Here is a 20,228-nt window from a genome sequence, read left to right as displayed (position 1 = left end):
GCTTAAGCCAGCGCTTCGAGTTCTTCCTGCAACTGCAACCACTGCGCTTCCAGCTCGCCCAGGTCCTTGGTGAAGAAGGTCTGGTCGGCCAGGGCCTGTTTCAGCTTGGCCTTGTTGGCGGCTTCGTAGATCGTCGCATCGGCCAGTCGGCCATCGACTTCCGCTTTCTGGGCGCTGCGCTTGGCGATCTGGTCGTCCAGGCGCTTGATCTTCTGTTCCAGCGGCTTGCGCAGCGTGGCCAGGCGCTGGCGGTCTTCCGCTTCCTTGCGTTTCTGGTCCCTGGTGTTTACTACCGGAGCCGAAGGCGGCGCCACGGGGGACGCCACCGGGAAGTCGGTCTTGTTGGCCTTGCCCGCTGCGGGCAGCACGTCGGTGCCTTTACCCAGCTTGGTCTTGAACAGCCAGTCCTTGTAGTCGTCCAGGTCGCCGTCGAACGGTTGCAGCTTGCCGTCGGCGACGATGATGAATTCGTCGGTGGTGGCGCGCAGCAGGTGGCGATCATGGGAGACCACGACCAGCGTGCCTTCGAACTGTGCCAGCGCCTCGGTCAGCGCTTCGCGCGTTTCCAGGTCCAGGTGGTTGGTCGGTTCATCGAGCAGCAGCAGGTTAGGGCGCTGCCACACGATCAGCGCCAGCGCCAGCCGTGCCTTTTCGCCGCCGGAGAACGGCGCGATCGAACTGGTGACCATGGTCCCCGGGAAGTTGAAGCCGCCGAGGAAGTTGCGCAGTTCCTGCTCGCGCACGGTCGGGGCGATCTTGGCCAGGTGCCACAAGGGCGACTCGTCGTGGCGCAGCATCTCCACCTGGTGCTGGGCGAAGTAGCCGATATTGAGGCCCTTGCCGATGGTGGCGTCGCCGGTCAGAGGCGCCAGTTCACCGGCGATGGTCTTGATCAGCGTCGATTTACCGGCGCCGTTCACCCCGAGCAGGCCAATCCGTTGGCCGATCTGCAGCGAGAACTTGATGTTGTTGACGATGGTCTTGGTGGTGACTTCGCCGGTTTTTTCGTTCTCGATCTTGTAGCCGGCATCCACGTCTTCCATGACCAACAGCGGATTCGGGGCGCTGAGCGGCTCGCGGAATTCGAACGAGAATTCTGCGGCAGCGCGCAGCGGCGCCAGTTCTTCCATCTTGGCCAGCGCCTTCATGCGGCTTTGCGCCTGGCGGGCCTTGGAGGCCTGCGCCTTGAAGCGGTTGACGAACGACTCGAGGTGGGCGCGCTTGCGCTGCTGCTTTTCCAGCGCGCCGGCGGCCAGGATCATTTGTGCCGCGCGTTGACGCTCGAACGACGAGTAGTTGCCCGAGTAGCGCTTGAGCTTGCGCTCGTCGATATGCACGACCACGTTCACCACTTCGTCGAGGAAGTCGCGATCGTGGGAGATGATCAGCAGGGTGCCCGGGTAGCGCTTGAGCCAGTCCTCGAGCCAGATGATCGCGTCCAGGTCCAGGTGATTGGTCGGTTCATCGAGCAGCAGCAGGTCCGATGGGCACATCAGCGCCTGCGCCAGGTTCAGGCGCATGCGCCAGCCGCCCGAAAAACTCGAGACGGGACGCTGCATCTGTTCGATGGTGAAGCCCAGGCCGAGCAGCAGTTGCTCGCCGCGCGACTGCACGGTGTAGGCGTCGGCGTCGGCCAGCGCGCTGTAGATGTTACCGATGGCGATACCGTTTTCGCTCGACTCGGGCGCTGCTTCCAGGCGCGCCAGTTCGGCTTCGAGCTTGCGCAGGCCGACGTCGCCGTCGATGGCGTAATCGAGCGCCGCGCGTTCGAGCGGCGGAGTTTCCTGGGCCACGTGGGCCACGCGCCACTTGGCCGGGAAGTCGATTTCACCCTGGTCGGGATGGAGCTCGCCGCGCATCATGGCGAACAGGCTCGATTTGCCGGCGCCATTGGCGCCGATCAGGCCGATCTTGTCGCCCGGGTTGAGAGTAACATCGACTTGTTCCAGCAGCGGCTTGGTGCCGCGCATCAGGCTTACTTGTATGAAGCGGATCATGTTGTTCTTTTACAGTTTGAGCTGGTCGGCGGTCAGCAGGAATACCATGTCGTCGCCGTTGCTTGTGGTGAGCCAGGTCAGGCCCATCTCGCCGAAGGCAGCTTCGGCGAATTCTTTTTCGTTGCCGATTTCGACGATCAGGATACCGTCGTCGGTCAGGCGTTCGGCAGCGCCGGCGACGATGCGGCGCACGATGTCCATGCCATCCTTGCCGCCGTCGAGTGCCAGTTCCGGCTCGGCGCGGTATTCCATCGGCAGCTTGCTCATCGAGGACGAGTTCACGTACGGCGGATTGGTGATGATCAGGTCATATTTTTTGGCCGGCACGTTGGCGTACAGGTCCGACTCGATCAGGGTCAGGCGGTCTTGCAGCTCGTAGGTGGCGACGTTCTTTTTCGCCACTTCCAGCGCGTCGGCCGAGATGTCCACGGCATCGACTTGCGCGTCCGGGAAGGCGTCGGCCATCATGATCGCCAGGCAACCGGAACCCGTGCACAGTTCCAGGATGTTTTCGATGTTGTCGGGCGAGTTGACCCACGGCGCGAAGTATTCGGGTATCAGCTCGGCGATGAAGGAGCGCGGCACGATGGTGCGCTCATCGACATAGAAGCTGTAGGTGCCGAGCCATGCCTCATTGGTGATGTAGGCGGCGGGCACGCGTTCGTCCGTGCGGCGGGCGATTACGGCCAGCACCGACGCCACTTCTTCCGGCAGCAGCTTGGCGTCGAGGAAGGGCTCCAGGCGATCGAGCGGCAGCTTGAGCGTGTGCAGGATCAGGTAAGCGGCTTCGTCGAAGGCTTCTGCGCTGCCGTGGCCGAAGAACAGCTTGGCCGTATTGAAACGGGTGACGGCGTAGCGCAGCAGGTCGCGCGGCGTGGTGAAAGGCGTGGTGTTCATGGCTATCTCGTTCGGTAAAGTGCCGGGCAAACGCCCGGCGCACTGCGTCAGGCCAGCAGGTTTTCCAGCGTGCGGCGGTAAATATTCTTGAGCGGATCGACAAAACGCAGCTCGATATGCTCGTCGATCTTGTGGATGCTGGCGTTGGGAGGGCCGAATTCTATCACCTGGGGGCAGATCTGGGCGATAAAGCGCCCGTCCGAGGTGCCGCCGGTGGTCGAGAGTTCGGTGTCCACGCCGGTTTCCGACTTGATCGCCTTTGACAGCGCATCGCTCAGCGTGCCGCGCGGGGTGAGGAACGGCAGGCCGCTCAGCGCCCATTTCAGTTCGTAGTGCAGCCCGTGTTTGTCCAGGATCGCATGCACGCGGCGCTTGAGTTCTTCGTGCGTGCTGGCGGTGGAAAAGCGGAAGTTGAAGTCGATGACCATCTGGCCCGGAATCACGTTGTTGGCGCCCGTGCCGGCGTTGATGTTCGACATTTGCCACGACGTGGGCAGGTAGTACTCGTTGCCTTCGTCCCAGACTTCCGCCACCAGGTCGGCCAGCGCTGGCGCGGCCAGGTGGATCGGATTGCGCGCCAGTTGCGGGTAGGCGATATGGCCTTGCACGCCCTTGATCGTCAGCTTGCCCGACAGCGAGCCACGGCGGCCGTTCTTGATGATGTCGCCCAGCGTTTCGTCCGAGGTCGGTTCGCCCACGATGCAGTAGTCGATGGTTTCGCCGCGTTCCTTGAGCAGGTTGCAGACGATGACGGTGCCGTCGGTGGCCGGACCTTCCTCGTCGCTGGTGATCAAAAAGGCGATCGAACCCTGGTGGTCGGCGTGTTCGGCGACGAATTCCTCGACCGCCACCACGAACGCCGCGATCGACGTCTTCATGTCGGCGGCGCCGCGGCCATACAGCTTGCCGTCGCGGTGGGTGGGGTTGAAGGGCAGCGACTGCCATTGATCCACCGGGCCGGTGGGCACCACGTCGGTGTGACCGGCGAACACCAGCACCGGCGAGGTCGTGCCACGGCGCGCCCACAGGTTGGTCACGTCGTTGGAGATAATGGTCTCGCACGCGAAGCCCAGCGGGGTGAGCAGGTCGATCAGGTGCTGCTGGCAGCCCTTGTCGTCGGGGGTGACGGAGGACAGGGAAATCAGCTTTTCGGTCAGCGCCAGGGTTTTCGAAGGGGTCATGTCAGGTATTGAAAATTTGTTGGTATTGGGCGTCGCTGAAGCCGACGCTGTAGGCGCCATCCTTGTCCAGCACCGGGCGCTTGATGATCGACGGATTTTCCAGCATCAGGGCGATAGCAGCTTCGTCATCGACGATGGCCGCCTTGCGTTCATCGGACAGCGCGCGCCACGTCGTGCCTTTTTTATTCACCAGCACATCGCGCGGCACCTGCTTGAGCCAGCCGGCAACGGTCTCGCGCTTGAGGCCCTGCTTCTTGAAATCGTGGAAGGTGAAGTCGTGCTGCTGGTCGGCCAGCCAGGTGCGCGCCTTTTTGACGGTGTCGCAGTTGGGGATGCCGTAGAGGGTGGTGGTCATGTGTGGTCGCAAGCAGGTAAAACGAAAGGGCGACAGGATACCATGCGGTAGCTGGCGCCCGGGTATGGCGGGGCAGGATCACTCAGGCCTGCAGTTCGCGCTCGATGGCATCCTTGAGCAGCGCGTCGTCGGTGGTGGTGTCCGGTGCGAAGCGGCCGACGACTTTGCCTTCTTTGCTGACCAGGAATTTCTCGAAGTTCCACAGCACGTCGGTCGGGTTGTCCTGCTTGATGCCGTAGCCGGCCAGCTTGGCGCGGAAATCGCTGTCCGGTTTTTCCTGGGCTTGCGGCTGTTCTTCGATCAGGCGCTGGTACAGCGGGTGCAGGCCCTGGCCCTTGACCACGATCTTTTCGAACATCGGGAATTTGATGGCGAATTTGCTGGTGCAAAATTCGGCTATTTCCTCGTTGCTGCCCGGTTCCTGGGCGCCGAATTCGTTGGCCGGGAAACCCGCCACCACCAGGCCGTCGGCCTGCTTGTCTTGGTACAGTTTTTCCAGTCCCTCGTATTGTGGCGTCAGGCCGCAGGCCGAGGCGACGTTGACCAGCAGGAGTACCTTGCCGCGATACGCGCCAAGGGTGACGTCCTCGCCGTTGATGCGGCGCAGGGGAATATCGTAGATCGATGGTGTCATGGTGTCCTCAGGTGTTCAGGGTGAAACCGGTGAAGGAAGCCGATGCTGCGGCATTGCCGCTGGCGGCATCGGCGGCGGGTTGCTCTTTGGCGTTATTCAGTTGCCAGAGCAGGTTGGTGGCCGAATCGGCATTGGCCAGTGCCTCGTCGGCGCTGATCGCGCCGCCCTGCACCAGCTTGACCAGCGCCTGCTCGAACGATTGCGAGCCGGGCGACATGCTGTTGTCCATCGCATCCTTGATCTCGCTGATGCGGCCGGCCTCGATCAACTCGGCCACGGCGCGCGAATTGACCATTACTTCCACGGCCGCGGCGCGGGCGCCGCCGGACAGGGCTGGCACCAGCCGCTGCGAGACGATCGCCTTGACCGCCGACGACAGATCCTGCATCAGCGCCATGCGGCTCTCGATCGGATAAAAACCGATGATGCGATTGAGCGCGTTGTAGCTGTTATTGGCGTGCAGCGTGGCGACCACCAGGTGGCCCGACTGCGCGTACGCGATGGCTGCAGCCATGGCTTCCTTGTCGCGTATCTCGCCGATCAGGATGCAGTCGGGCGCCTGGCGCATCGAGTTGCGCAGGGCGGTGGCAAAGCTGGTGGCATCGCTGCCGATCTCGCGCTGGTTGACGATCGACTGCTTGTTTGTAAACAGGAACTCGATCGGGTCTTCGAGCGTGAGGATGTGGCCCGCCGAGTGGGCGTTGCGGTGGTCGAGCATCGCCGCGATGGTGGTCGATTTGCCGGAGCCGGTGGAGCCGACGACCAGCAGCAGTCCGCGCTTGGCCATGATCAGGTCCGCCAGCACGGGCGGCATCTTCAGATCCTGCAGGGCGGGGATGTTGCCGGGCACATAGCGAAATACCGCGGAAACGCTGCCGCGCTGGCGGAAAGCGGAGAGCCGGAAGCGCCCCACGCCGGCCAGCGAGATGCCCATATTGAGTTCGTTGGTGGTAGCCAGTTCGGCCATTTGCGCCGGAGAGGCGACTTGTGCCAGCAGCGCCTCGATGTTCTCGGGCGTCAGCAATTGCTGGTTGACCGGCAGCAGCTTGCCGCCGATCTTGAAATGCACGGGAGAGTTCGCGGCGAGGAACATGTCCGACGCATGCTTTTCCTGCATCAGCTGGAACAGGCGTTCCATGGCCATCGCGATTCTCCCGAAGTGATGACTTAGATACCGCGCAGCAGTTCGTTGATGCCGGTCTTGGCGCGGGTTTTGGCGTCCACGCGCTTGACGATCACGGCGCAGTACAGCGAGTACTTGCCGTCTTCCGATGGCAGGCTGCCCGATACCACGACCGAACCCGAAGGCACGCGGCCGTAGGTCACTTCGCCGGTGGCGCGGTCGTAGATCTTGGTCGACTGGCCGATGTACACGCCCATCGAGATCACCGAGTTTTCTTCGACGATCACGCCTTCGACGATTTCCGAACGGGCGCCGATGAAGCAGTTGTCTTCGATGATGGTCGGATTGGCCTGCATCGGTTCCAGCACGCCGCCGATGCCCACGCCGCCGGACAGGTGGACGTTCTTGCCGATCTGCGCGCACGAACCGACGGTGGCCCAGGTATCGACCATGGCGCCTTCATCGACGTAAGCGCCGATGTTTACGTACGAAGGCATCAGGACCACGTTCTTGGCGATGAACGAACCACGACGGGCAACGGCCGGCGGCACCACGCGGAAACCGCCCTTGGCGAAATCGGCTTCGGTGTAGTTGGCAAACTTGGTGGGGACCTTGTCGTAGAACTGCATGGTGCCGTCCGACGGCATGGCCACGTTGTTCTCGAGGCGGAACGACAGCAGCACGGCTTTCTTGACCCACTGGTTCACCACCCAGTCGCCGGTGGTTTTTTCGGCCACGCGGATAGTGCCCGCGTCCAGGCCGGCGATCACGTGCGAGACGGCGTCACGCAGTTCGGCGGCGCCGTTGGCCGGGTTGATGTTGGCGCGGTCTTCCCATGCCTGGTCGATGATTTGCTGGAGTTGTTGGGTCATGATGGTCTATCTTTATTTAACAAGGGTTTTGCAGAATTGGACGATGCGCTGCGCAGCTTCCAGGCCTTCGGACGTTTCCGCCACCAGCGCCATGCGGATGCGGTTGCGGCCCGGATTGACGCCGTGCGCGTCGCGCGCCAGGTAGCTGCCCGGCAGGACCGTGACATTATATTCGGCATACAGTCGCTGGGCGAACTCGGTGTCCGACAGGCCCGTGCGCGAAACATCGGCCCACAGGTAGAAGCCGGCGTCGGGCAGTTCCACGTCCAGCACTTCTTGCAGCAGGGGCGTGATGGCGTTGAACTTGGCGCGGTATTGTTCGCGGTTGTCTTCGACATGGGTTTCGTCGTTCCAGGCCGCGATGGACGCAGCTTGCACGACGGTGCTCATGGCGCTGCCGTGGTAGGTGCGGTACAACAGGAATTTTTTCAGCACGTCCGCGTCGCCGGCCACGAAGCCCGAGCGCATGCCCGGCACGTTGGACCGCTTGGACAGGCTGGAGAACACCACCAGCCGCGCATACGGCTTCTCGACCGACGACAGGCCCAGCATGTGGGCGGCCTGCAGCGCGCCCAAGGGGGCTTCTGCACCGTGGTAAATCTCGGAGTAGCACTCGTCGGCGGCGATGACGAAGTTGTAGCGCTCCGACAGCGCAAACAGGTTCTCCCAGTCGGTGAGCGTGAGCACGGCGCCGGTAGGGTTACCCGGAGAGCACAGGAATAGCAGCGACACGCGCTCCCACACCGAGGCGGGAATGCTGTCGTAGTCGCAGCCGAAGTTGCGCGCCGGGTCGGAGTTGACGAAATACGGCTCGGCGCCGGCCAGGTAGGCCGCGCCTTCGTAGATCTGGTAGAACGGGTTGGGGCACACCACCAGAGAGTTAGCGGCCGGGTCGATCACGGTTTGCGCGAACGCGAACAGCGCCTCGCGCGAACCGTTCACCGGCAGCACCTGCGTGGCCGGGTTAATCGCGGGCAGGCCGTAGCGGCGCTCGAGCCAGCCGGCAATCGCGCCGCGCAGCGCTTCGGTGCCGATGGTGGTGGGATAGGTGGCCAGGCCCTTGACATTGTCGATCAGCGCCTGGGCGATGAACGGCGGCGTCGGATGCTTGGGTTCTCCCATGCCGAGGCTGATCGCCTTGAACTGGGCATTGGCAGTCACCTGCGCGAACAGTTGGCGCAGTTTTTCGAACGGGTACGGTTGCAGCTGGTCGAGATGTGGATTCACGGGGATGCTAACGTTGTTGACGATGTTGGGAAAAAAGCAGCGTGGGCCGAACATTATAGCGCCTCCGTTCGGGCGTGGTACTCCCGCGGTGCTCCATGCGATACTACGCCGATACCAAAGTAACAAGGGAGCCGGAATCACCATGCAAGTAGAACAATACGATGAAGTGCTCGGCGCGGAAGTCAGCCGCCGCGTGATGATGCTACGCCTGACCACGGGGCTGGTGCAGGGCGTGCTGCTGTATTTGCTGTACCGCGCCGCCACCGTCAATATGTGGCCCGCCACCGAGCCGTTCCTGTTCATGCCGCTATTCATGCTCGTGCTGCTGCTGCCGGTCGTGTTCATTTCCAGCCTCGGTCACATGACGTCCCGTCACGTGGCACTGTGGACGGCGGCTGCCGGCGCGGTGCTGGTGGTGCTGGCGCTGCACGAAGCGTGGCGCAGCGCCGGGTCCGTGCACCTCGACTACGGCTTCATGGGGCGGCCGTCGCAGCGCGTGCCGTCGATGCTGGTGATCGTGTTTTCAAGCGTGTTCCTGTACGTCGCCCACGCGCTGGTCATGGCCGGCACCACCGACGGCAAGCGTATAGCCGGCTATGGCAGCTATTTCGAAATCGCGTGGAAGCTGGCGGTGCAGCTGCTGTTCTCCGCTTTCTTCGTGGGCGCGCTGTGGTCGGTGCTGTGGATGGGCGCCGGCCTGTTCGGCATGGTCAAGCTCGATTTCCTCGAGCGCCTCCTGACCAAGCCATGGTTTGTGGCGCCGGTGATCTGCTTTGCCTTCTCATGCGCGCTGCACATCACCGATGTGCGCCCGTCCATCGTGCGCGGCATCCGCTCGTTGCTGCTGGTGCTGGCGTCCTGGATATTGCCGGTGGCCGTGGTGATTATCGGCGGTTTCCTGTGTACGCTGCCGTTCACCGGCCTCGATGGCCTGTGGAAGACGCGCTTTGCGACCTCGTTGCTGCTTACCACCGTCGCCGTGCTGGTCATGCTGATCAATTGCGCGTTCCAGAACGGCCAGACCGCCGCCAGCCTGGCGATCCGCATTGCCGCCCGCATGGCCGCCATTCTGCTGCTGCCGTTGACCGGCATCGCGATCTATGCGCTGGGGTTGCGGGTGCACGAATATGGCTGGACGGCCGACCGCGTGGTCGCTGCCGCCTGCCTGCTGGTGGCGTCGTGTTACTCAATCGGCTACCAGTGGGCCGCGCACCGCTACGAAACCTGGCTGGTGGAAATCGCGCCGGTCAATGTCGGCGCGGCATTCCTGGTGCTGGCAGTGCTGCTGGCGCTGTTTACCCCAATCGCCGATCCGGCCCGCATTGCGGTGGCCAACCAGGTATCGCGCCTGGAGCGGGGCCTGGTCAAGGCCGACAAGTTCGACTACCGCTATCTGCGTTTCGAAGGCCAACGCTATGGCCAGCAAGCTTTGCAACGACTGGCGCAGCAGGGCGTGGGCGCCGATGCCAAAGTGGTGAGCGAGCGGGCGGCGGCGGCACTGAAACAGACGGAGCGCTGGAATCCGAGCGGCGGCAAGGCGACAGCAACCACCATCGCGGCAAATATCACGGTGGTGCCGGCAGGCGAGGCGCTGCCCGTGAGCTTTGTCGCGCAGGAGTGGAAAGAGGTGCCCGGCCAGATGTTGCCCAGCTGCCTGACAAACGATGTGCAGCAGTGCACCGCGCTGCTGCTCGACGCAAACGGCGACGGCAAGCGCGACATCCTGTTGGTCAACCAGTACTACGGCGGCGGCTATCTATACGTGGAGCAGCCGGACGGAAAATGGCTGCTGGCGGCACGCCTCGACATCGGCTGCCGGCCAATGCTCGACGCGCTGCGCGCCGGCCGCTATACGCTGGTCGAACCGAACCTGAAAGCACTGGTAATCGGCGGCCTGCAACTTCAGTTCGAACCGGTTTACCCTGACGAAAACTGCAAGGCGATCAAGCCGCCAGGCTAGATCTCAACGGGCATTCTTCCATATCCGGCCCCAGGCGCCGCGCCAGTTCGCCGCGCAGCGCCTGCAAGCCGTCGATGCGGCGGTCGATGTCGTCGAGCTTGCGCGCCAGCGCGGCGCGCAGCTGCTCGCCGGACGCATCGGGGTTGGCCAGCAGCGGCAGGTCAGCCTCGATTTCCACCAGCGTAAAGCCGAGCGACTGCGCCAGGCGGATGTAGCGCAGCCAATCGACCGCCTCCGGCGGATAGTCGCGGTAGCCATTGGCGCTGCGCCGCGCGCGCAGCAAGCCGCGCTTCTCGTAAAACCGCAGGGTATCGCGCGAGAGGCCGGTGGCGTCGGCCATTTCTCCAATTTGCATGGTGCATCCTGTTTTTGCTTGACCCTGGAGTGTACTCCAGGCTTTAGCATGCGGTCTCGTTCGACAACAGGAGACAATATGCAGTTTTCAGCTTCGACCTTCCGCCGCATCGTGTGCGCCAGCGGCGTATACGACCTCTTGGTGACAGCGCCGTTTGCCACGCCGTGGACCTTTGCGCTGGCCCACAGCCAGCTCAGTACCATCAACCAGGCGCTGGGCGGCGCCGCGCTGCCGGCGTTCGCGCCATTCCACGTATTGTTCGCCTGCCTGCTGGGCAGCGTGGTGCTGGTGTGGTCGGTGCTGCGCATTGCCGACCCGCAGCAGCGCTTCGGCCGCTACGACGGCGCGGCGCGCATGCTGTTTGGTACGTGGATGATGTGGGCGCTGAACGCCACCGGCGAGCCGCTGTTATGGCTATTCATCGTGCCGGAGCTGGCGTGGGGTGTGGTGCAATGGTGGCCGGTGCGCGAGCCCGCGTAGGGCTGGAGCGGCGCATGGCGTATACTGTCGGCCAATTCATCATCACTCTCAGGCCAACATGTCATTTTCTTCGCTGGGCCTCGCTCCCTCGCTCGTCAACGCGGTTGCTGCAATCGGCTACCAGGAACCCACTGCCATCCAGCGTGAAGCGATTCCTGCCATCCTGCGCGGCGAGGACGTGCTGGGCGCGGCCCAAACCGGCTCCGGCAAGACCGCCGCTTTTGTGCTGCCGCTGCTGCAATCGCTGCTCGATAACCGCGACGGTCCGCGCCAGCTGCATGGCCTGATCCTGGTGCCCACGCGCGAACTGGCGGCACAGGTGGGCGAATCGGTGCGCAAGCTGGTCGCGCAATTGACCATGCCGGTCAAGGTGTCGATCTTGTTCGGCGGCGTGTCGATCAACCCGCAAATGATGGCGCTGCGTGGCGGCGCCGACATCGTGGTAGCCACGCCGGGACGCCTGCTCGACCTGATCGACCATAACGCCCTGAAAATTTCACGGGTGGCGATGCTGGTGCTCGATGAAGCGGACCGCCTGCTGGACCTGGGTTTTAGCGAAGAGCTGGCGCGCATCCTGGAGTTGCTGCCAAAGCAGCGCCAGAACCTGTTCTTTTCCGCGACCTTCCCGCCAGCGGTGCAAACCCTGGCCGACACCATGCTGCACCAGCCCACGCGGGTGGAAGTGCTGGCCGAGCCGGCGACCAAGCCCGATATCGCACAGCGCGCGATCCTGGTCGATGTGCCGCGCCGTACCATGCTGCTGCGCTACCTGATTTTGCAATACCAGTGGGACCGGGTGCTGGTGTTCGTGGCCACCAAGTACGCGGCAGAACACGTGGCCGACAAGCTCAATCGCAACGGCATCAAGGCCGGCGCCTTCCACGGTGAATTCAGCCAGGGCGCGCGCACCGAGGTGCTGGGCGACTTCAAGGCCGGCCGCTTGCAGGTGCTCGTCGCCACCGACGTGGCCGCGCGCGGCATCGATATCGCCCGCTTGCCGGCCGTGGTCAACTACGATCTGCCGCGATCGGCCGTGGACTACACCCACCGCATCGGCCGCACCGGCCGCGCCGGCGAGAGTGGCGTGGCGATCAGCTTTGTCAGCGCGGAGACCGAGCAGCATTTCCACCTGATCGAAAAGCGCCAGGCCATCTGCCTGCCGCTGGAAACGGTGGCCGGTTTCGAGGCAGTAGAAACGGCGCCGCCGGTCAGCGCGGTGACCGATACGGTCAATGGCGGCATCAAGGGCAAGCGCAAGAGCAAGAAGGACAAGTTGCGCGAGGCGGCGGCCAAATCTTAGTAAGCACTTGGATCCCCGCCTGCGCGGCGGTGCGCCGATGCGGGATGACGAATCAGCCACGCTCGATGACAAACGCAGGACGCGATGCCACCGTCCGGGAAACCGTCATTCCCGCGAACGCGGGAATCCAGTTTCGTCTAGCCGCCCGTGCGTTTCGGGTTGTGTCCGAGCTTCTTCAAGTTCTCGATCACCAAGTCGCAATGGTCGCCCTGGATTTCGATCACGCCATCCTTGACGGTGCCGCCCGAGCCGCAGGCGCTGCGCAGTTGCTTGCCCAGCGCTGCCAGCGCCACGGCATCGAGCGCCAAACCGCGCACCAGCGTGACGGTCTTGCCGCCGCGTCCCTTCGATTCGCGCGCCACCTTGACATTGCCGTCGCCTTGGGGCTTGGACTTGGCCGCTGCCTTGCAGACGCAATCAGCCAGCGGCTTGCCGCAGTCGGGGCACAGGCGGCCGGTTTCGGTGGAGTAGACCAGGCGGCTGCTCATGGCTGGTCCGCCAGCAGGCGCCCCATGAAGATCTCGAAGAAGCGCGACTGGTTCGATGCCAGGCAGACGGCGGCATTCGGCTTGCCGGCCACCTCGCGCGTGTAGCCGTCAGCGGTCACCGCGATGCGCAGCGGCGTGGTCGTACACACTGTTTGATCGATCAGCCACGCCACCGGCACCACGTCGAACAGCGACGGCATATTGCTGGACCACGGTTGATAGGCGTTGATCCACTGGTGGTACATCAGCGCCAGCGCGTCGGTCACCGGCGAGCCGTGGCCGAGCAGGGCGTTGCGCTCGACTTCATCGAGGCGAATCTGGGTGGAGTCGACCGGCATCATCACGATCGGCACGCCGGACGTAAATAATCTTTGCGCACCTTTTACTTCGGAGGCGATGTTGTACTCCTTGTCGGCCGGGCGTGCGGCCACGTATTGCGACTTGCGATAACCGCTGCGCACCGAACCGCCCATCATCACCACCTGTTTCAGCTTGCCGAAGGTGGCCGCATCGCGCTCGATGGCGGCGCCCACGTTGGTCAGCGGACCCAGTGCCAGCAAGGTGATCTTGCCGGGCTGGCGCCTGATGTGCTCGAGCAGGAAATCGACTGCCGGCAGCGCTGCCACCGGCTGGCCGCGCTGCGCATACCGCGCTTGCGTAAACGGCTGGGGATTGCCGGTGGTGGCGATGCCGGTAGCGATCGGGATGCCGCCATGGCCCGTCTCGCGCAGCATGCGCTCGACCAATTGCGCGCGCAGTGCGGTGTCGCCCCAGGCGGTGGTAATGCCGACGATCTCGATTTCCGGGCTTTGCAGCAGCAGCGCCAGCGCGAACGAATCGTCGATGTCGTCGCCGATATCCATGTCGACGATGACTTGCTGGCGTTCAGGGGCGGCGCTGGCCGATACGGTCAGCATGGCGCAGGACAGCGCGAGCGTGGACAAGGCCACGCGCAGTGGGCGGAAATGAGGGCAGGCCATGAACAATCTCGACACGACAAAAGCGCGATTTTATCAGAGGGCCGGGTAGGCGGAGCGCTAGAACTTCGCCCGGCGCAGCGTGGCCGGCACGATGCGCCGGTGTAGCGGCGTGACGAACAGCATATAGCAGCGCCCCAGCAGGTTCCTGGTATGCACCACGGTACTGATCGACACCTTGTGCGGATGCTTGCGCACCGACAGTTCTACCTTCAGGTGGTGGTCAATATCGGTGAGGATCACTTCCTCGTCGGCCAGGTGGATGATGGAAAAAATACCCACCCGGTCGCCAACCCGGTAGTCGCCAGCCGGCTTGCCGGCATCGACATCGCCCAGGTGGCCGAGGTTTTTCAGGCCCACCAGCCGCACCGTGCGATTACGCAGCGCCATTAGCGCGTTGACCCAGCCCGGCGTGTCTGCCACCACTTGCAGGTACAGCGCCAGTGCGGATTTGTCGGTGGGCGGAATGTCCATCGCGTGGCAGTCGTAAAAGCTCGCGCCGTGCAGACGCTGATAAATCACGCTGTCCGCCGGTACGGTGGAAATCGTCGGGATCATGATTTTTTACCGGTTGCCAGGTCGATCCGGCGCTGCAAGCGCTGCGCCTCGGCCGTATCGCCCGCCTGCTGCGCGCGCATGACCTGTACACCGAGCCACGCCATCAGCGGCCGGCGCCAGCCCTGGGTGGAGGCGACATCGACCGCGTCGGACAGGGTTTGCGGCGTGGCTTTACCGGCGCGCATCAGCACCCCGGAGGCGACCAGTTTGGACAGCGGGTCGGTAATCGCCTGCACCGCGGCAGCCGCTGCGGTGTCGCTGGTTGCCGACGCTGCGGCGCGGTGCTGCTCGGGCAGCAGCGCGGCGTCGGCAGACGTGGCGCGGCCGGCCAGGTAGGCGGCGTAGGCGCGATCGGCCGGGCTGGCGTCCTGCGCCAGCTGCTCGAAGCCGGCGCAGTTCTCGAATACCAGCGCGGCCACGCGCGTGGCGCAGCGGGTCAGCTCGGCGCGCAGCACCATGCTGGCCTGGCCGGTGCTGGCCAACGCGTCGCGGGCGCGCTTGAAGTCGGCGTCTTCCACGCGGCTGTTGCCGGTCAGGTAGGCATTGGTAAAACGCTCGACCGAGCTTTGCGCGGTCAGTTGCCAGTCCGGTGCGGGCGGGGTGTTGCCGCAGCCGGCCAACAGGGCGGCTGCAAGCACGAGCAGGGAGCGGTTGATTGTCATGGCAGCTTGATCTCCGGGTCGCGCTTGAACGGCCATTTGCGGTTGATGTCGTTGACCAGCTGTTCCACCCGGCGCAAGCTGCTTTCCACCTCGTTGCGCAGCGTGCCCAGGTCGGCGGTGGCCTCCTTGGCGTTGGCGCCGACGGCCTGCGCTTCCACCAGCACTGCGTCCATTTTCTTGAGGCTGTTGCGGGCGTCGGCCAGCAGACCGTTGAGCTGGACGATGGTGGCCTGGGCGTCGTTCACCACGCCCTGCGGGCCGAACACCTGCTTGTCGGCGTTGCCCACCAGGCTGTCGGCCTTGGTGGCCAGGGCATTCACGGTGGTCAAGAGCTGGTTGGCGCGCTCGGTCAGCTGCTGTGCGCTCTTGTCGTCGCCAGCGATCAGGCCCATGGCGCCGGAAGGTCCATTGAGCTTGCCGGTCACACCCTGGACATTGGTCAGAGCGGCGGCCAGCGCCGAATTTTCGGCCGTGAGGTCGTTGAGGTTTTGCAGCAGGTCGCGTGCTGAAGACAGCAGGCGCGGAATTTCGGCGCCGGGGTCGCCCACGAGCAGGGTGCGCGCCGCGCCATCGGGCAGCGGCGGATCGGTGGGGATGCCGGTAAAGGCGCGCAGCTTGGCGCCGCCGACCAGCCCCCGTTCGAGCGTGAAGATGCTCGACGTGCGCAGCCAGTGGGCGTCGTCTTCGGGCACGTCCACCAGCACGCGCGCCTTGCCTTCCTTGCTCAACTCGATGCGGCGCACGCGGCCGATGGGAAAGCCGGCAAACGTCACATCCATGCCGACCACCACGCCTTCGGAATCGTCGGCCTCGAGCACCAGGCGCTGGGTCGATTCGAAGGCGCCGCGCGCGTACATCAAATACACGGCAGCGCCGGCCACCAGCAGCACCATCAGCACCAGCAGCACGGCGGCCTTGAATTCGGCATTGCGCACCGGCGTTTCGTGAGCGGCTTCGTGCGTTGTTTGTTCTGTCATCGTTACACCTAGTAGTAATTACCCATCAGCGACGCCACCTCGATCAGCAGGATCACGGCAAACAGCCGCACCATGTCGGACAAACCGTGCGTGACCTTGGCCCGGTAGCTGGCGCCGTAATAGAACGACGAAGCCATCGGGATCAGGCCCACCGCAAAACTGAAAAACACGATTTTCAACACCAGGATCATGGCAACGGCCGGATTGAATACCTGGCCCACCACGCGCGTATAGCCGGGCAGGGCGTACGGCGTAAAGCCATACAGCGTCAGGTATGCCAGCACCAGCGTAAGCACGCACGAGACGGCGGCCAGCATCCAAACCGCGAAAATGCCGGCGGCCACGCGCGGGAAAAACGCGCTGCGCAGTTCTTCCAACGTGGCGACGGCGCCGGCCTTGCGGCCCTGCGAAAATTCCAGGCCCGTCGGCAGGGTGGTGCGCAACGCCACGAAGGCGGCGGCGGTGAGGGGGATCAGTTCGAGCGTGAGTACCCGCACCACCAGGTCGAGCGCGTAGCGCGTGAGGCCGTAGCTTTGCGAGGTGACGACGACAATGCGGATCAGCACCAGGCTCACCAGCGCCGACAGCACGCCGAACCAGACCAGGTTGGGCACCGTGTCGCGCACCAGGTGGTGAGCCAGGATGCGGCGGTTGCCCTTGCGATAGGTGGCCGGCATCACGCCCACGGTGAGCATCAGCACCGAGAAGTTGAGCAGCCGCCACCAGCTCAGTATCCACGACACGGCACCCCGGTGCAGCCGGCGCACGATAGTGGGAGGTGATGGGGAAGCGTTGATCTTGGCACTCATTTTGCCATATTAGCATTGGCGCTGCGCGGCAGGGTGTCCGGATGCGCGGGCTTTACGCCGGAGGAAAGCTGGCGATGATGGCGTTTGCAGCAGCTCGCACGCGGGCGCTGCGACTCAGGTCGCTATGCATCACCAGCCACACATCGTAATGGTCCACGCGGTCGGGCCACACGCGCACGAGCAGCGGGTCGTCATCGGCCATGTGGCACGGCAGTTCGGCCACCCCCATGCCCTTGCGCGCGGCGTCCAGCAGCATCAAGCCGCTGTTGACTTCGATGGCCACACGCGCATTGGTGACCGGCTCGCGGCAGATCTTGTCGCGGTGGCGCGGCGCCACGCTTTCCTGGTACACCACGATGTCGTGGCCGGCCAGTCCCACCCCCGATTGCGGCATGCCGCGCATGGCGAGATACGACGGCGCCGCGTACAAGCCCATGCTGCGCCTGACCAGGTGGCGCGAGATCAGGTCGGGGCTGGTGGGTTTCAGCGTGCGTACCGCCAGGTCGGCTTCGCGCCGTGTGAGGCTGGTGATTTCGGTGCCGGTGGAAAGCACGATGCGAATTTCCGGGTGGGCCTGGTGCAGGCGGCGCATGGCGTCCACCACGAAGTGCGCGGCCATGGTGTCGGACGTGGTCACCCGCACCACGCCGGACAGGCGGTTGTCGATGCCCTGCATCTCGCGCTGGAATTGCAGCGCCGCCGCTTCCATCGCCTGGGCGGCGTTGACGGCCAGTTCGCCGGCCGGCGTGGCCAGGTAGCCGGATGGCGTGCGCAGGAACAGCCGCGCACCCAGCGAGTCTTCCAGCGCATTGAGGCGGCGCCCCACGGTGGCCTGGTCGATGCCCAGTTGGCCGGCGGCCGCGCGCAGCGTGCCTTCGCGATAGATGGCGAGAAAAATCCGGGCGTTGTCCCAGTCCATGGCATCCCTTGAAAACGTAATGCATTTTTGCATCGGGGTGCCGATGTTATGCGTATTTACCGCATCACGCAACCTGCCTAAGATAAGGGCCTCTGTCCAAGGATTTCCCATGACTAGCCCCGTTCTGCCGGCCGCCGCGCCGGTCCGCGAATTTGCGCCGCTGCTGGTGCTCACCACCTTGGCCATCGGTTTTGTGATGGCAATGATCGACGTCACCGCCGTCAATACCGCGCTGTCCGACATCGCCGCCAGCCTGGACGTGCCGCTGGCCGGCCTGGTATGGGTGGTGGACGGTTACACGCTCACCTTTGCCGCGCTCCTGATGGCCGGCGGCGCGCTGGCCGACCGTTTTGGTCCCAAGAACGTTTACCAGGGCGGCCTGGCCGTGTTCATCCTCGGTTCGGTGCTGTGCGCGCTGGCGCCGAGCGGCGCGGCGCTGGTGGCTGCGCGCCTGTTGCAGGGCGCGGGCGCGGCGCTGTTCATGCCCAGTTCCCTCAGCCTGCTCACCCACGCCTACGACGACGCGGCCACGCGCACGCGCATGCTGGCGACGTGGTCGGCCATCGTCGGCTGTTCGTCGGCGGCAGGGCCGCTGGTCGGAGGCTTGCTGGTCAACGAATTCGGCTGGCGCAGCGTGTTCTGGGTGAACGTGCCGATCGGCCTGGCCGGCATCGCACTCACGCACCTGGTGGCGCCGGCTACGCGGGCCAACCGGCGCGCGCTGTCGTTGTGGACCCACGCGCTGGGCGTCGCCATGCTCGCTGGCCTGAGTTTCGTGCTGATCGAAGGACCGGTGCTGGGTTGGACTTCCAGCCCGGTGCTGGCGGCGGCGCTGGCCACCTTGGCCGTCGGCACGTGGCTGGTGCGGCGCGAGAGGACCGGCGGACATCCGCTGATTCCGCGCGCGCTCTTCGCCACGCCGGCCTTTGCTGCCGCCAATGGGGTGGGCTTCATGATCAACTTTGCCGTCTTCGGCCAGCTGTTTTTACTGAGCTTGTTCTTGCAGGAGCGCGGCGCCGACGCGCTGGAGACTGGCATGCGGCTGATCCCGATGATGGCCGCTTTTGCCGTCGGTAACCTGATGTCGGGCCGGATTTCGGCGCGGACCGGTCCGCGAGTGCCGATGCTGTATGGCTTGCTGGTGGGGCTGGTGGCGGCGCTGTTCATGCTGCCGACCATGGGGCCGCACACGCCGTACTGGCTGCTGGTGGCGGCAACGACGGTGATGAATCTGGCCATCGGCATTGCCATTCCCGGCATGACCGCCACCGTGATGCTGGTGGCGGGCCGCGAGTATGCCAACAGCGCCGCCGCCGCGCTCAACGCCAACCGCCAGGTCGGCGCGCTGGTGGGCGTGGCTGCCATGGGCGCGGTGCTGCACATGGCGCCCGGCTGGGCGGTGCGGCTGCCCTGGGCTTTCGGGCTGATCGCCGCCGCGTATGCGACGGCGTGCTACCTGGTTTACCGGTTTATCCGGACAGGCAAACCGGCTTAAACCCCGTGCTTCTGGCGCCAGGCGATCATTTCCGCAATCGTCAGGATCGGCATCGCGTGCAGCGCGGCGAAGGCTTCGATGTCGGCGCCGCGCATCATGGTGCCGTCGGGGTTCATCAGTTCGCACAGCACCGCCGCCGGCTGCAGCCCGGCCATGGTGGACAGGTCCACCGAGCCTTCGGTATGGCCTTTGCGGGCCAGCACGCCGCCGGGCGTGGCGCGCAGCGGAAACACGTGGCCCGGGTGGACCAGGTCATGCGGCTTCGCGTCTGCGGCGATGGCGGCGCGGATGGTGGTCACGCGGTCGGCGGCGGAAACACCGGTGGTGACGCCGTCGCGCGCTTCGATCGACACCGTGAACGGCGTGCCGTAACGGCTGCCGTTATCGAGCGCCATGGGCGGCAGTTCCAGTTCGCGTACCTTGTCGGCGGAGAGGCACAGGCACACGATGCCGCTGCATTCGCGGATCAGGGTCGCCATGGTAGGCACGGTGATTTTTTCGGCGGCGACGATCAGGTCCGCTTCGTTCTCGCGGTCGAAATCATCGAGTAGGATCACCGGCACGCCGGCGCGCATGGCGTCCAGCGCCGCAGCGATGCGGCCTTCCAGGTCGTCGGAGACCAGGGTGTAAGTGGTGAGGGGTACTACGGATTGCGGGTCGAACATGGAAAACGCTCCTCGCTGTTAGCGAAAAACGCGACAGGGCAAGCAGATACGCGCAGCCGTCCACGCCCAGACGAAACACATGGGCGTGGCGAGGCTACGTTACCGCACATCTTCTTTCATCCGGACTATACCGTCGGCCCTGGAATCACACCAGGTCTGCTGACCCCTGGCGATGATCCGCCAGGGCGCTCGCGGGCTTCGACCGTTGCCGGTCTTACCGCCGGTGGGGAATCGCACCCCGCCCCGAAGACGTTGTTGGCGCCTGCCGGATGGCAGGCGCGCGACGATTCTAGCCCA

The 20,228-nt window shown here is 64.5% G+C and carries 21 protein-coding genes and 1 riboswitch; of the genes, 4 read left to right on the top strand and 17 right to left on the bottom strand.

Going from position 1 to position 20,228, the window contains the following annotated elements; all coding sequences use genetic code 11:
• Nucleotides 1-2 precede the first annotated feature (2 nt).
• The 8 genes from SR858_RS17405 to dapC form a co-directional block, all read right to left on the bottom strand.
• The gene (locus tag SR858_RS17405) at nucleotides 3-1,997 is read right to left on the bottom strand and encodes an ATP-binding cassette domain-containing protein (RefSeq protein ID WP_019920263.1); all 1,995 of its coding nucleotides are present in this window, start codon (nucleotides 1,995-1,997) and stop codon (nucleotides 3-5) included.
• A 9-nt stretch (nucleotides 1,998-2,006) separates the two neighbouring features.
• On the bottom strand, nucleotides 2,007-2,894 hold the full coding sequence (prmB, locus tag SR858_RS17400) for a 50S ribosomal protein L3 N(5)-glutamine methyltransferase (protein WP_019920262.1): 888 nt from the start codon (nucleotides 2,892-2,894) through the stop codon (nucleotides 2,007-2,009).
• A gap of 47 nt (nucleotides 2,895-2,941) precedes the next feature.
• Nucleotides 2,942-4,075, bottom strand: coding sequence for a succinyl-diaminopimelate desuccinylase (dapE, locus tag SR858_RS17395; protein ID WP_019920261.1), 1,134 nt, complete (start codon nucleotides 4,073-4,075; stop codon nucleotides 2,942-2,944).
• A gap of 1 nt (nucleotide 4,076) precedes the next feature.
• Complete coding sequence (locus SR858_RS17390) at nucleotides 4,077-4,430, bottom strand: ArsC family reductase (protein ID WP_019920260.1); 354 nt, start codon at nucleotides 4,428-4,430, stop codon at nucleotides 4,077-4,079.
• Between the two features lie 82 nt (nucleotides 4,431-4,512).
• Entirely contained in the window at nucleotides 4,513-5,064 is a 552-nt protein-coding gene (locus tag SR858_RS17385) for a glutathione peroxidase (protein WP_019920259.1), read from the bottom strand.
• Nucleotides 5,065-5,071: 7 nt separating this feature from the next.
• Entirely contained in the window at nucleotides 5,072-6,208 is a 1,137-nt protein-coding gene (locus tag SR858_RS17380; RefSeq protein ID WP_019920258.1) for a PilT/PilU family type 4a pilus ATPase, read from the bottom strand.
• Between the two features lie 23 nt (nucleotides 6,209-6,231).
• Nucleotides 6,232-7,059, bottom strand: coding sequence for a 2,3,4,5-tetrahydropyridine-2,6-dicarboxylate N-succinyltransferase (gene dapD, locus SR858_RS17375; protein ID WP_019920257.1), 828 nt, complete (start codon nucleotides 7,057-7,059; stop codon nucleotides 6,232-6,234).
• 12 nt (nucleotides 7,060-7,071) lie between these two features.
• On the bottom strand, nucleotides 7,072-8,286 hold the full coding sequence (gene dapC / locus SR858_RS17370) for a succinyldiaminopimelate transaminase (protein WP_026636992.1): 1,215 nt from the start codon (nucleotides 8,284-8,286) through the stop codon (nucleotides 7,072-7,074).
• Between the two features lie 142 nt (nucleotides 8,287-8,428).
• On the opposite strand from dapC, the gene SR858_RS17365 reads away from it, so the two are divergent.
• Nucleotides 8,429-10,246 (top strand): DUF4153 domain-containing protein, encoded by a 1,818-nt coding sequence (locus SR858_RS17365; RefSeq protein WP_019920255.1) that lies wholly within the window; start codon nucleotides 8,429-8,431, stop codon nucleotides 10,244-10,246.
• On the opposite strand, the gene SR858_RS17360 is transcribed toward SR858_RS17365, so the two are convergent.
• Complete coding sequence (locus tag SR858_RS17360; protein WP_026636991.1) at nucleotides 10,230-10,601, bottom strand: MerR family transcriptional regulator; 372 nt, start codon at nucleotides 10,599-10,601, stop codon at nucleotides 10,230-10,232. The two genes, SR858_RS17365 and SR858_RS17360, sit on opposite strands and share 17 nt — an antisense overlap.
• Before the next feature lie 78 nt (nucleotides 10,602-10,679).
• Between SR858_RS17360 and SR858_RS17355 the strand changes: the two genes are divergently transcribed.
• On the top strand, nucleotides 10,680-11,081 hold the full coding sequence (locus SR858_RS17355; RefSeq protein WP_019920253.1) for a hypothetical protein: 402 nt from the start codon (nucleotides 10,680-10,682) through the stop codon (nucleotides 11,079-11,081).
• Between the two features lie 58 nt (nucleotides 11,082-11,139).
• Nucleotides 11,140-12,381 carry a DEAD/DEAH box helicase gene (locus SR858_RS17350; RefSeq protein ID WP_019920252.1) on the top strand — a complete coding sequence of 414 codons (1,242 nt, stop codon included), beginning with the start codon at nucleotides 11,140-11,142 and terminating at the stop codon, nucleotides 12,379-12,381.
• Between the two features lie 137 nt (nucleotides 12,382-12,518).
• Here SR858_RS17350 and SR858_RS17345 read toward each other — a convergent pair whose 3' ends face one another.
• From SR858_RS17345 to SR858_RS17315, 7 genes are read right to left on the bottom strand one after another with little or no spacing between them, the layout of a single operon-like run.
• Nucleotides 12,519-12,869 carry a translation initiation factor Sui1 gene (locus tag SR858_RS17345; RefSeq protein ID WP_019920251.1) on the bottom strand — a complete coding sequence of 117 codons (351 nt, stop codon included), beginning with the start codon at nucleotides 12,867-12,869 and terminating at the stop codon, nucleotides 12,519-12,521.
• Nucleotides 12,866-13,849, bottom strand: coding sequence for a nucleoside hydrolase (locus SR858_RS17340; protein ID WP_084669791.1), 984 nt, complete (start codon nucleotides 13,847-13,849; stop codon nucleotides 12,866-12,868). Before SR858_RS17340 ends, SR858_RS17345 begins: the two co-directional genes overlap by 4 nt.
• Nucleotides 13,850-13,906: 57 nt before the next feature.
• Nucleotides 13,907-14,404, bottom strand: coding sequence for a DUF2867 domain-containing protein (locus SR858_RS17335; RefSeq protein WP_019920249.1), 498 nt, complete (start codon nucleotides 14,402-14,404; stop codon nucleotides 13,907-13,909).
• Nucleotides 14,401-15,066 carry a hypothetical protein gene (locus SR858_RS17330; protein WP_019920248.1) on the bottom strand — a complete coding sequence of 222 codons (666 nt, stop codon included), beginning with the start codon at nucleotides 15,064-15,066 and terminating at the stop codon, nucleotides 14,401-14,403. The genes SR858_RS17335 and SR858_RS17330 overlap by 4 nt, the downstream gene beginning before the upstream one ends.
• On the bottom strand, nucleotides 15,063-16,043 hold the full coding sequence (locus tag SR858_RS17325) for an MlaD family protein (protein ID WP_019920247.1): 981 nt from the start codon (nucleotides 16,041-16,043) through the stop codon (nucleotides 15,063-15,065). The genes SR858_RS17330 and SR858_RS17325 overlap by 4 nt, the downstream gene beginning before the upstream one ends.
• 8 nt (nucleotides 16,044-16,051) lie before the next feature.
• Nucleotides 16,052-16,852: an MlaE family ABC transporter permease gene (locus SR858_RS17320; protein WP_051120255.1), complete on the bottom strand. Its 801-nt coding sequence runs from the start codon at nucleotides 16,850-16,852 to the stop codon at nucleotides 16,052-16,054.
• A gap of 52 nt (nucleotides 16,853-16,904) precedes the next feature.
• Complete coding sequence (locus SR858_RS17315; RefSeq protein WP_019920245.1) at nucleotides 16,905-17,771, bottom strand: LysR family transcriptional regulator; 867 nt, start codon at nucleotides 17,769-17,771, stop codon at nucleotides 16,905-16,907.
• A 109-nt stretch (nucleotides 17,772-17,880) separates the two neighbouring features.
• On the opposite strand from SR858_RS17315, the gene SR858_RS17310 reads away from it, so the two are divergent.
• Nucleotides 17,881-19,266, top strand: a complete 1,386-nt coding sequence (locus SR858_RS17310; RefSeq protein ID WP_019920244.1) for an MFS transporter — start codon at nucleotides 17,881-17,883, stop codon at nucleotides 19,264-19,266.
• Here the strand turns inward: SR858_RS17310 and ribB are convergent.
• Nucleotides 19,263-19,931: a 3,4-dihydroxy-2-butanone-4-phosphate synthase gene (gene ribB, locus SR858_RS17305; RefSeq protein ID WP_019920243.1), complete on the bottom strand. Its 669-nt coding sequence runs from the start codon at nucleotides 19,929-19,931 to the stop codon at nucleotides 19,263-19,265. The genes SR858_RS17310 and ribB overlap by 4 nt on opposite strands.
• Before the next feature lie 104 nt (nucleotides 19,932-20,035).
• A riboswitch (FMN riboswitch) is annotated at nucleotides 20,036-20,186 on the bottom strand.
• Nucleotides 20,187-20,228 lie beyond the last annotated feature (42 nt).

It is taken from the genome of Duganella zoogloeoides (assembly GCF_034479515.1).
In the GTDB taxonomy this organism is placed as follows: Bacteria; Pseudomonadota; Gammaproteobacteria; order Burkholderiales; family Burkholderiaceae_D; genus Rugamonas; species Rugamonas zoogloeoides.
The sequence above is the reverse complement of the archived record's forward strand: the minus strand, read 5'-3'. Positions and strand labels throughout refer to the sequence as shown.